Below are 10,645 nucleotides of genomic sequence, written 5' to 3'. Positions count from 1 at the left end.
ATGGAGCAGTGAATACGCTCTGTAAACACTGTTGTGTGCCACAAAATTTGATATTCGACATACAGCGAAATCAACTACTTGGCATTTCCGATTGCCAGACAAATTGACATCGATTGCCACATAAGCTGACAAAAAATTGCACGATTATGCGCCGAACATGATCGCGCCCCATCAACACATAGTACTGAACTTGCCACAAAGCAGACCGCCCAAAACTAATTTACGATTGTGAAATGGAATAAGCCAATTTACCCATTGCGGTCCTTGTCTGGCAAATAGGAACAAGGGCGTTTGGAGAGGCTTCAAAGCATCAGAAGCGGCGCAACGAGGAGTGAGGACAAGGTCGCAAGATCATTCAGATCAGATGGGCTGTAGGTACCTTCTTCATGCAGGACACTGATCGCACCGATTGACTTGCCCATCGCAACCACGGGGACACTGAGGCAGGCAGAACAGCCCAGACTTTTAATCAGTTCATGATCTGGGAACGCCTCGCGCATGGCCGTTTCGTTTTTTCCGAACCATGGCGTCTGGTCACGCAGAACGGTTTGCCCCCATTGCGTCGGCCCCATCTTTTTTTTTGCCGAAGTCGGATATTTCTCCGGATTATTTGACCAGACGCGGCGGCACATATCATCGCCATTATCCCAGGCAAAGAACGTCATCAGACGGGGTTTAAACCGGCAATTATAAATATCGGCTACTACGTCAAGCGACGCTTCAGGCTGCGCTTTCGCCGCATACGCACCAGCCAGTCGAACAAGGTCAATATCAGTCATAAAGAGTACTCGGCAACCAAAGGGCAATTTCAGGAAACCAGACAAGCAGGGCAATAGCACCGAGCATAAGCAGGAAGAACGGGAACGCATATCTTGCCACCCGGCCAACAGACTGCCCTGTCAGGCTTTGCAGAATAAACAGGTTGAAGCCAACGGGCGGTGTGATCTGACCCAGTTCAACCGTCACAATCAGAAAAATGCCGAACCATACCGGATCAATCCCGGCCTGCATCGCCAGCGGCAATGTGATCGGCAAACTCATGACAATGATCGAAACACCATCAAGAAAAAGCCCAAGTACAAGATAGAACAGCGACAGAACCACAATCAGCATCGAAGGGGACAACTGCCATTCACCGATAGCGCGCGCAATTTCACTTGGAATATGCAGATAGCCCATCGCGGTCGACAGAAAGGCTGCTGCGATCAGGATCGAACAGATCATTGCACTGCTGACCACAGCCCCCAGCAGGGTCCGCACCAACATCGCAACCGAAAACTGGCGCAGGCAGATGGTAATCACAATCGCACCAAACACGCCAACCGCTGCGGCTTCCGACGGGGTCGCAATCCCGGAATAGATTGCCCCCAGGACAATCACCATCAGGGTGATAATCGGCAGCAGATCGATAATCGCCCCAATCAATTCCAAAGGATTGAACCGTGACTCTGCCTTCGGGGCAATGCCAGGTTTCAGCACGGCGCGAAAGGCAATATAGCCAGAAAAGAGCGCAGCGATCATGATGCCCGGCAGAACACCAGCAGCAAACAGGCGACTGATCGAAACCTCGGCCAGGATGCCATATACGATCATCACGATTGACGGGGGGATCAGCAATCCGAAGCTACCAGCTCCGGCAAGCGAGCCCAGCGATAAAGATTGATCATAGCCGCGACGCGAAAGTTCAGTTGTGGTGATTTTACCCACCGTGGCCGCCGTGGCAGCACTTGAGCCGCTAACTGCGGCAAACATGGTACAACCCAGTACATTTGTATGAAGCAATCTTCCCGGCAACCAGTTCACAAATGGTGTCAGGCCCCGAAATATCCGATCAGAAATATCGGTCCGGAAAATGATCTCCCCCATCCAGATGAACATCGGAATGGCAGCCAATTCCCAGGTCGTGGAGTATCGATAGACGATATTGGCAGCAATGGTACCGATGCGCGAGATATCCATACCGGCAAGAAGGGCAAGTGACAAACCGCTCACCGCCAGAAGCCCAACAAATATCCAGACCCCGAGCCCAAGGAACAAGAAAATCAGGGCAAGAACCAATCCCGCAGCAAGAAGTGCATCCATGATAAAACTCGTTTCTTTAATTACAGTTTCAGCGTGCGAAACGACATTGTTTCAAAGCGTTTCGGCATCTGATGCACGACCGGGGATTGCGATGAATTGCCGGATCAGAAGCGCAATCAACTGAAGAAACAGCAAACACAGCCCGGCAAGAATGACCCCCTGAGGTATCCACATTGGCACTTCGGCAATGCTGCTGCTGACGGTACTTCGGGACCAGTCGCGCGCAACCCGGACCCAAATGAACGAAATCAGAAGCCAGGTCACACCAAGACCGACGACACAGCTCAAAGCTTCAAGAAACTTGCGATGCTTTCCTGACACATGCCCAAGAAGCAATTCGACGCGAATGATGCTTCCCTCGCCCAACGCATAGGGCAACGCCAGAAAGGTTGCCGTTGCAACGCCATAGCCAACCATTTCATCCATGATAAAGGTCGAACTGTCGAAAACCGTTCGCAGAACAATCTCAAAAAGAATGAACAAGACCATTGCCACCAAGGTTATGGCGGCCAGGGCAGCTCCCAGCTTGGACAGGCTTTCGATGAATTTGACGACAGATTTCATGATACTATTCGCGTTGAGCGCACCGGGCATGGCATCACCATGCCCGGTACGGGTTCAAAGATATCGAGCCCTACTTCGCAAGCAGCTCGTGATAGGTGTCCAACAGTGTCTGCGCATCGTCACCCACGCGTTCTTTCCACTGCTCAACTTCCGGGGCAGCAGAAGATTTCAGCAGCGACAAAAGATCCGCCGAAACGTTGGTTGTAATGGTTACACCATTTTCGGCAAGCTTGGTGTAGTTGGCTTGAACCCGGGAATCCAGAGCCTCCCAACCGAATGTTTCCGCCTTTTTTGCGGCGTCAAGAACAGCTTTCTGACCTTCTTCACCAAGATCATCAAAGGCATCACGGTTCATGTGCGTGACCTGAAGCGGAAGCGCATAGTTTACTTCGGTAAAATCGGACAAATATTCCCAGAACTGCGACCCAGCACCGCCGTCAGCCGAGGTTAGAACAGCATCAATACCATTGGTCGTAAGCTGCGGGACGATATCGCCCCAACTTAGCTGAACCGGTGATGCACCAGCATTCTGGAGCGTCTTGGTACCAGGGGTATCATAGGTCCGAATTTTCAGACCTTTAAGTGCTTCGGGTTTATCAATCGGTTTGTTGGCCCAAAAACCAGAAGCAGGCCAAGGTGCGGCATAGAGGAAAACCTGATTGTCCTCTTCGAGCGCCTTTTCATAGAAGGGCCGGGTTGCTTCATAAAGTTTGCGGGTATCTTCAATCGAGGTCGCAATGAATGGCAGCGACGAAACCAGGAAGATTGGGTTGATCCCTGACCACGCGCCCGAGAAGGATGAAGCAAGCTGTACCGCACCATCCCCGACAGCATCATAGTGATCGACCGATTTATAGCCCAATGCACCACCATGATGGACGGTGACACTTATGTCGCCATTGATTTCTTCGCCAAGCGTTTTGGCAAAAAAATCTGCCGTCTGGGCATGAATGGAGCTTACCGGATATTCGCTCGACATATCCAGGCTGGTTTCGGCATGAGCGCCGGTAACGCCGATCCCTAGTGCGACCGCAAGGACCGGAAGGGTAACGTTCTTCATTGCACTTTCCTTTTTTTGAAATTCGGTGATCTTCGAACCGGACTTACAGGGAACCTGTATTTTTAAAGATGCGGCCACCCTTCATAATCAGCGGCATATGCACGCCCTGACGGGTCAGCAAGGACAGGTCGTCGAGCGGATTTCCGTCAACGACAATAATGTCGGCAAATGCGCCCGGCGCGATCACACCGATTTCACCCTCCTTGCGCAGCACCTTTGCGGCATCAATGGTAGCAGACCGAATGACATCCTTTGCTGGCAGGTAACGACCACGCAGCAGGAATTCCTCGGACTGGTGGCCATGCATCTCGCCCAGAAGGTCCGAACCATACCCCATGACGACACCTGCCTTATGCAGATGGGTCAGGCATTCAAGACCTGCACCACGAACGTCTTCGATTTTGGCAACCGATTCCTCAGGCAAGCCAAACCGGGCACCTTCACGCGCCAGCAAGTCATAGGTAATATTTGTCGGAATCACGACGGCCCCCGCTTCGCGGATCAGCTTGGCCGTCTCGGGCTTCATCAGATTGGCATGTTCAATGGATTCAACACCGCACTCAAGAGCACGGCGAATGGCCTCGTCGGTATAAAGATGCCCAGAAACATAAAGCTGTGCATTCTTGGCTTCTTCAACCGCGGCCTTAAGCTCCTCGGTTGAGAAGGCCAAAATTGCAATCGGGTCGGTCGGAGATGACACACCACCATTTGCCATCACTTTAATGAAATCGGCCCCTCCCTTGATCTGTTCGCGCGCCGCACGGCGGACTTCATCAACGCCGTTCACAACCACGCCAAGCGAACCGATCTGATCTCTGTAGTAGTCAACAGACCGCAGGCTGTGGCGTCCGCGATAATCGGTATGACCACCGGTCTGCGACAAGGCCTTGCCACAAATCACGAGACGCGGCGCAGGCAAACCATCCTGATCAACCGCTTCGACCAAACCGTAATCAGCCCCCCCCAGATCGCGCACTGTCGTAAAACCGCGCATCAACATGCGTTCCATGATCTTTGCCGAACGCAGCGCGACCAAAGAGTTCGGAAGGTCGGCGTTTTTGCCAAGATTTGTGGTGGTTGCGATGACATGTACATGGCAGTCGATCAAGCCTGGCATCACCGTCTTGCCACGCACATCCATAACTTCTGCATCCGGCGATGTGGCATCTGCCGATACTTCACAAATGCGATCATTTTCAATCAGGATGTTGAGCGGCTCAGTCGGTTCAGCAATAGAGCCATCAACAATGCGGGCATTTTTAATCAGTTTTAAAGTCATGATCTTTCTTCTCTGGTGGAGCGAGGGGAGATATCGACACCCAATCCGTTGGCAAACATCTGACGAAGCAGCTGGCGCCAAAAGGACAGAAGTTCATCGAAATATTCGGTATCTTTGCGGACAATGGTCTGTGCCACCATGCCGCGAAACAGGCACATTGTTGCGTTCAGGACGACTTCTGCCTGTCTTCGATCAGCATGGTATCGGCGCGAAATAATGGCCCAAATTTCGTTGAGAGAGCTGTGAAAGCCTTGAACAACCGGTATGAGGCGGGTTTTGAAAAGCGCGTTATGGCGCATTTCCGATAGCCATTCCAAAGTGACATAAAACAGGCCATCCGCCATCAACCGCCACAGATAATCAATAATCTCATCAACAGAAATATCCTTGTCTGCATTCTGTTCAACATATCGGCGCGTGGTTTCGATGGCTTCCTTGAGCTGATATTCGACCGCCGCAACAACAACGTCTTCCTTCGTGGCGTAGTGATGAGTCAAAGCGCCACGCGAGACATCGGCCTCTTTTGCGATGGCCGGGGTCGTCAATCGCGAATAGCCCTGCCACTGCAAAAGCCGAACCGTCGCCTCCATAATGCGTCGACGGGTTTCTGCACTTTTTTCAACTTGTGTGCGGGCTGTTCTACCGGTCATCTCGCCATCCTGTTTCAGCATTGATCCTCAGGCCGTTGATGTAACAGACGCATACAAAAACAGTATAGACTGTTTGTTTTATATTACGCACACAACCCTGATAAAACCCGTCCTAATCTCTGCAATACTTCCCACCTCTCAACTTATCGATACGCCAAAGTCGGCAGCCAAAGAGACAAAATCGGGAACAACATCAGGATCAAAAGGGTAAAGAAATCCATCGCGATAAACCATCCGACACCCCGGAATACCTCAGGCAACGTTACAAGGTTCCCCAAAGCACCTTTGATCATATAGACGTTCAAGCCAACTGGCGGAGTTACCAACCCGATCTCAAGAAGCTTGATCAGGATGATTCCAAACCAAATCGGGTCCAATCCGGCACTGCTTACCAGCGGTAAAATCAACGGCAGGGTCAGCAATAGAAGCCCAATAGAGTCGATCAGCATCCCAAGCACGACATAGATGACTGTCACCGCAAGGAATATCCACCACGGTTCAGAACTGACACTGAGGATCGAGTCCGAGAAAGCGGCCGGAAGTCCGCTTAACGCAAGAAAGCGCGTAAAGAACACAGACCCTATCAGAATGACAAAAATGCCCGTCGCCGCAACAATGGTATCGCGTAGGGAATTCTTGATCGCACGCCACGTCAATGCGCCGCGAACGGCCGCAATGATAGCCGCGACCGACGCGCCTATTGCACCAGCCTCGGTCGGCGAAAATACGCCGGAAAATATTCCCCCAAGCACCGAGAAAATAAGAACAGGCAGCGGCCAAATCGTTTTCAGGGCAGCGCGTTTTTCTTCTTTCGTCGGGTTTATAACAACACTACCGGCAAGAGATGGCTTGAGCTTCACCCGCGCCATGATCATGCCCATGTAGACGAGCGCCGAAAGCACTCCAGGAATGAACCCCGCCATAAACAGCTGACCGACGGAAACCTTTGCATAAACGCCATAAAGGATCAAAAGGACGCTTGGCGGGATCAGAGATCCCAACGTTCCTGATGCCGCAATGGTGCCAGTTGCAAGTCCCTTGTCATAATTGTTACGCAGCATTTCCGGCACCGCGATACGCGACATCGCAGACGCCGTCGCAACACTTGACCCCGCAGCCGCCGCAAAGAAGGCACATGCCCCGACACTCGCAATCGCAAGCCCACCGGGCAACTTTGCCAGATACAGCCGCAGCGCTTCAAACAACCCTTTGGTCATGTTGGTTGAGGAGCAAATAAACCCCATAAGCAGAAACATCGGTGCTGCCGTCAGTTCCCACTGACCGACATATTCGAACGGCGTTGCAGAAATCATACCCAAGGCGACGTTTACATTAAACATCGCCGCGATACCGCCGATCGATACAAGACCAAGACTGATCCCGATCGGCACACGCAAAGCAATCATCGCGAGCGCAATAAGGGTCCCAATGATACCGATATCAAGATTACTCATTACTTCCCTCTTACAACGCGCGCCAGCGGGTTAAGGACTTCATCAGATTGCACAGCACCGACAAAACACATCCGACAAAACCGATTGGCAGCGCCCATCGGCTCGGCCAGACGTAAAAGAGAAAGTTGGACATGATGGTTTCCGAGGACTTGGTCGCGCGAATGGCATCAAGCGTGCTCTGCCAGGCAAGAAGTCCAAAAAATGCAAGCCCCGCCAAACAAGCCAGAACATAAAGAAAGACCTGCGCAGAACGCGGCATTTGCTGAACAAACAGATCGACACGGATGTGCTGGTTTTGAAGTTCGACATATCCGAACGCAAGAAAGATCGCGCAGACCATGTAATAGTAAGAAACGACTTCGAGCGTTCCGGTTATGCCGTAATCCGAAATTGTCCGAAGCAAAACGTCGGCGGTCACATGAATCATCATGAGAACGACAAACACTGCAGACACCACAAGAAATGCAGTGTTAAGCCAAGATACAGCTCGGTACAGAAAGTTGGACTGAACTGCGCCAGAACCTGAAATATCTTGATCAGGATTAAAGGACATGAATACCGCTCCGCTTCGTGCCGGAATTACATTTCAGGCTTGGCCGACGCTCCGGGAGACAAGGAACACACTGTCATAGTGCCAGGTGCAAAGAGCATCGGCCAAAGGCAAATGGGCCTACTTTATGCCGTAGGAAGCCGGATCGAGATCGCCATAGATTTCCTTGGCAGCGATCGCCGCGAGGGCATCGACATTACTGCGATCTACATGTTCCAGCAGCCCCTCCCATTTTGCATAGGTGAACCGGAAATCGTCGATCAGATCCGCGCCATTAGCGACACCATATTTTTGTTCGGCAATCGTATAAATCTCGCCCAACACTTTCTCGCGAAATTCTTCGACCGACGCCATCAGTTCGGGGGACGGCTGATTGACTTCGTTGCCCTTCGCTTTAGCCTCTTCAAGTGCTGCTTCCGAGCGCGCAATGTAATTCACAGCCATGTTTGCCATGCTATAGGCAGTTGCATCCATAAGCTGCTTGCGTTGTGCTGTGGTCAGATCCGCCCAGAAGCCGGCGTTGAAGCCCCATTCTGGCCCAGTCCAGTACATCCCGGTCGGCAATTCGGTGGTATAGGGTGCAACTTCCCACAGAGAGCGGTCAATCAGGTCATTGGCAGCATTACTTGCGCAATCAAGTGTACCCCGTTCAAGGCCGGTATACATTTCACTTGATGGAACGTTTACGGGAATACCCCCAACTTCCTCGACCCATTTTGATACACTCGATCCAGCAGTGCGAATACGCTTGCCTTTTATGTCTTCAAGGGTGCGAACCGGCTTGCTGCAAAAAAGGATATAAGGGGGCGTTGCATAGGCACCAAGATAAACAATGCCATTATCAGCCCATTCCTTAAGCTGAACTGCGTTGTGCATACTGAAATCTGCAGCGACAAAGATCGCTGTCAACGGATCAGAATAGTTAAAACCAAGTTCCTGAATGGCATTTGCCACTGGCAGCTCTGAAGGCGTATAGACCGCCGCGATGTTCGCGACATTGGCAATATTATCGCGCGCCCCCTGAAGGCTTGCGCGCGGCGCCAAAAGAACAGATCCGGTATAAACTTCAGGTGACAGATCGCCACCCGAAATCTCGCGAACCGTTTCCGCCCATTCGACATAGCCGAATTTGCTGAGTGGATGTTCTGCATCATAAAACGAGTTGGCAATGAAGCTGGTTTGCGCATGTGCGGTGAAAGCGCCACCTGCTGCAAAAACAGCGGCAATTGCCGGAAGTATCAGTTTTTTTCCAAGCATCTAGGTCTCCATGTTCAGGTCGTGACGGCCACTCTGGTCTGACGTGTCTTGCTACCGATTGCCGGATTAAGTCCGTTCGGCTTTATTCTTGACAGAAACATACAGACTAGTCTGCTTGTAAATGTCAATATTTATAAATGGACTTGTGGGATCAAACCCGGTTGAAATAAGTTATGACGCAACAACGAAAGCAGGAGCGTTACGCCTTATGGCATTGAAAAATCGGGCATCAGAGCTCTCTGAAGCGACAGAAAAAAAAAGTTCGCCCCGAAAACGTCGCACACAGGCAGAACGATCAAGTGATACGCGAAAACGCGTATGCCAAGCGACCCTTCAGGCTCTCATCGAGATCGGGTACGAGCGAATCTCGACTCAGGAAATTGCCACTCGGGCAAAGGTATCTCGCGGGGCGCTAACCCATCAGTTCCCCACCCGCAACGAGCTGATTGTTGCGGCCTTTGATTATCTGATGCGTTCCTGGGAAAACGACTGGCCTTTTGATGACGCCCAAAACCGCCCGAGCATGAAAACCGACGAACTTATCGACGTTCTGTGGGAAAAACTGTTCGAACCTGACAAATACATGGCGGCACTCGAACTGATGCTGGCAGCCCGCCTTGACGATGATTTAGGCCGCGACCTGCGTAATACCATGGCGCGATGGACAACCAAACGCGACAATATCATTGCCGAAATACTGGGCGTGAGTCAGGATTGCAAACGCACACGCACCTTCATACAGATCAATCTATGCATGCTGCGTGGGCTTGCCGTCCATAAAAGCTTCGACAATGAACCGGATGTCGCCAGAAGGATGCTCGACCAATGGAAGGAAATCCTGCGTCATCTTGCAGAATCCGGTAAGTTCCCAAATGATTCTTGATGCCCGATCACGAAGCTGGACTGACAATCTCAAGAAAAATCAGTTGGTAAACCAAGCGCGGTAAACTGTTTACCCGAACCGTCAAAATCGCATCCCTCTAAAATAAAAACGACTTCAATGTTCGGGATGAAAGCAACGATCAGGCAAGCCGATCCGCGAGCGGACACTAGCTCAATAGCTTAATATATCGCCCCCTACGCGAGGCTATTCGCATTCTAGCGGTCAATGGTCTTGTTGAACTTTTGCCCGTCACGCGGCGCGATTACCGCCGCCCCAAGCCCAGAAGATGTAAAGCATATACTTAAATTCCTAGGCAGGATTGAAGGACTTGACGGCGAGCTTGCCTGCAAACGAGCAACTGACGAAGAAATCGATGAAATACGGGCATTGCATTACGAAATGCTTGCCGCCTTTGCACACAAGGATCACCTAGCCTATTTTAGGCTGAACCAGTGTATTCACCGCTCCCTTGTCATGGCATCGAGAAATCTATTGTTAATTGAAACCCATAAAGGCATGAATGCGGGGCTACATCGCATCCGGTATCGCTAGAACATGCGCAACACAAAATAGCCAACCGCAATCAGCGAACATGAAGAAATCCTCAAGGCAATTGAAAGCCGCGACACCACCAGACAGAACGATCTCTTAGGAAACCACTCTGGCAGTACTTGGACCAAGGTCAACAAGGATGGAAAGGTTGGCGTAAGCGACCACCACGACAACGATAACCTAAGAACACACGAACCGGCGTGCTGGAACTGGCTCCTGCGCAAGCGGGGCCCTTCTTTTGAAATGGCTGGCCAAAAATCCTATAACCCCGAATTATGACAATTCGGGTAGCTGGTCCGTCAGGTTAATTTCAT

The 10,645-nt window shown here is 51.3% G+C and carries 11 protein-coding genes; 2 read left to right on the top strand and 9 right to left on the bottom strand.

Annotated elements, in window-relative coordinates; all coding sequences use genetic code 11:
- Positions 1-302 precede the first annotated feature (302 nt).
- From TH30_RS21755 to TH30_RS21715, 9 genes are all read right to left on the bottom strand, one after another.
- Positions 303-779, bottom strand: coding sequence for a GAF domain-containing protein (locus tag TH30_RS21755; RefSeq protein ID WP_114100174.1), 477 nt, complete (start codon positions 777-779; stop codon positions 303-305).
- A complete protein-coding gene (locus TH30_RS21750; RefSeq protein WP_114100173.1) occupies positions 772-2,082 on the bottom strand; it encodes a TRAP transporter large permease in 1,311 nt (436 codons plus the stop codon). The genes TH30_RS21755 and TH30_RS21750 overlap by 8 nt, the downstream gene beginning before the upstream one ends.
- A gap of 51 nt (positions 2,083-2,133) precedes the next feature.
- On the bottom strand, positions 2,134-2,646 hold the full coding sequence (locus tag TH30_RS21745) for a TRAP transporter small permease subunit (RefSeq protein WP_181850431.1): 513 nt from the start codon (positions 2,644-2,646) through the stop codon (positions 2,134-2,136).
- A 70-nt stretch (positions 2,647-2,716) separates the two neighbouring features.
- The gene (locus TH30_RS21740; RefSeq protein ID WP_114100171.1) at positions 2,717-3,706 is read right to left on the bottom strand and encodes a TRAP transporter substrate-binding protein; all 990 of its coding nucleotides are present in this window, start codon (positions 3,704-3,706) and stop codon (positions 2,717-2,719) included.
- Positions 3,707-3,749: 43 nt separating this feature from the next.
- Positions 3,750-4,985, bottom strand: coding sequence for a metal-dependent hydrolase family protein (locus TH30_RS21735; protein ID WP_114100170.1), 1,236 nt, complete (start codon positions 4,983-4,985; stop codon positions 3,750-3,752).
- Positions 4,982-5,635, bottom strand: coding sequence for a TetR/AcrR family transcriptional regulator (locus TH30_RS21730; RefSeq protein WP_181850430.1), 654 nt, complete (start codon positions 5,633-5,635; stop codon positions 4,982-4,984). The genes TH30_RS21735 and TH30_RS21730 overlap by 4 nt, the downstream gene beginning before the upstream one ends.
- A gap of 143 nt (positions 5,636-5,778) precedes the next feature.
- Positions 5,779-7,089, bottom strand: a complete 1,311-nt coding sequence (locus TH30_RS21725; RefSeq protein ID WP_114100168.1) for a TRAP transporter large permease — start codon at positions 7,087-7,089, stop codon at positions 5,779-5,781.
- 10 nt (positions 7,090-7,099) lie between these two features.
- Entirely contained in the window at positions 7,100-7,507 is a 408-nt protein-coding gene (locus tag TH30_RS21720; RefSeq protein ID WP_220150358.1) for a TRAP transporter small permease, read from the bottom strand.
- Between the two features lie 252 nt (positions 7,508-7,759).
- A complete protein-coding gene (locus TH30_RS21715; RefSeq protein WP_114100166.1) occupies positions 7,760-8,896 on the bottom strand; it encodes a C4-dicarboxylate TRAP transporter substrate-binding protein in 1,137 nt (378 codons plus the stop codon).
- 145 nt (positions 8,897-9,041) lie between these two features.
- Between TH30_RS21715 and TH30_RS21710 the strand changes: the two genes are divergently transcribed.
- Positions 9,042-9,779, top strand: a complete 738-nt coding sequence (locus tag TH30_RS21710) for a TetR/AcrR family transcriptional regulator (RefSeq protein WP_181850429.1) — start codon at positions 9,042-9,044, stop codon at positions 9,777-9,779.
- 225 nt (positions 9,780-10,004) lie between these two features.
- Positions 10,005-10,331 (top strand): GntR family transcriptional regulator, encoded by a 327-nt coding sequence (locus TH30_RS22685; RefSeq protein ID WP_114100164.1) that lies wholly within the window; start codon positions 10,005-10,007, stop codon positions 10,329-10,331.
- The last annotated feature ends 314 nt before the right edge of the window (positions 10,332-10,645 follow it).

It is taken from the genome of Thalassospira profundimaris, from assembly GCF_003326795.1.
GTDB lineage: Bacteria > Pseudomonadota > Alphaproteobacteria > Rhodospirillales > Thalassospiraceae > Thalassospira > Thalassospira profundimaris_C.
The sequence above is the reverse complement of the archived record's forward strand: the minus strand, read 5'-3'. Positions and strand labels throughout refer to the sequence as shown.

What these genes read in the sequence shown, in the direction of transcription:
- TH30_RS21755 (WP_114100174.1), bottom strand. Translation starts at nt 779, where the DNA reads ATGACTGATATTGACCTTGTTCGACTGGCTGGTGCGTATGCGGCGAAA.
- TH30_RS21750 (WP_114100173.1), bottom strand. Translation starts at nt 2,082, where the DNA reads ATGGATGCACTTCTTGCTGCGGGATTGGTTCTTGCCCTGATTTTCTTG.
- TH30_RS21745 (WP_181850431.1), bottom strand. Translation starts at nt 2,646, where the DNA reads ATGAAATCTGTCGTCAAATTCATCGAAAGCCTGTCCAAGCTGGGAGCT.
- TH30_RS21740 (WP_114100171.1), bottom strand. Translation starts at nt 3,706, where the DNA reads ATGAAGAACGTTACCCTTCCGGTCCTTGCGGTCGCACTAGGGATCGGC.
- TH30_RS21735 (WP_114100170.1), bottom strand. Translation starts at nt 4,985, where the DNA reads ATGACTTTAAAACTGATTAAAAATGCCCGCATTGTTGATGGCTCTATT.
- TH30_RS21730 (WP_181850430.1), bottom strand. Translation starts at nt 5,635, where the DNA reads ATGACCGGTAGAACAGCCCGCACACAAGTTGAAAAAAGTGCAGAAACC.
- TH30_RS21725 (WP_114100168.1), bottom strand. Translation starts at nt 7,089, where the DNA reads ATGAGTAATCTTGATATCGGTATCATTGGGACCCTTATTGCGCTCGCG.
- TH30_RS21715 (WP_114100166.1), bottom strand. Translation starts at nt 8,896, where the DNA reads ATGCTTGGAAAAAAACTGATACTTCCGGCAATTGCCGCTGTTTTTGCA.
- TH30_RS22685 (WP_114100164.1), top strand. Translation starts at nt 10,005, where the DNA reads ATGGTCTTGTTGAACTTTTGCCCGTCACGCGGCGCGATTACCGCCGCC.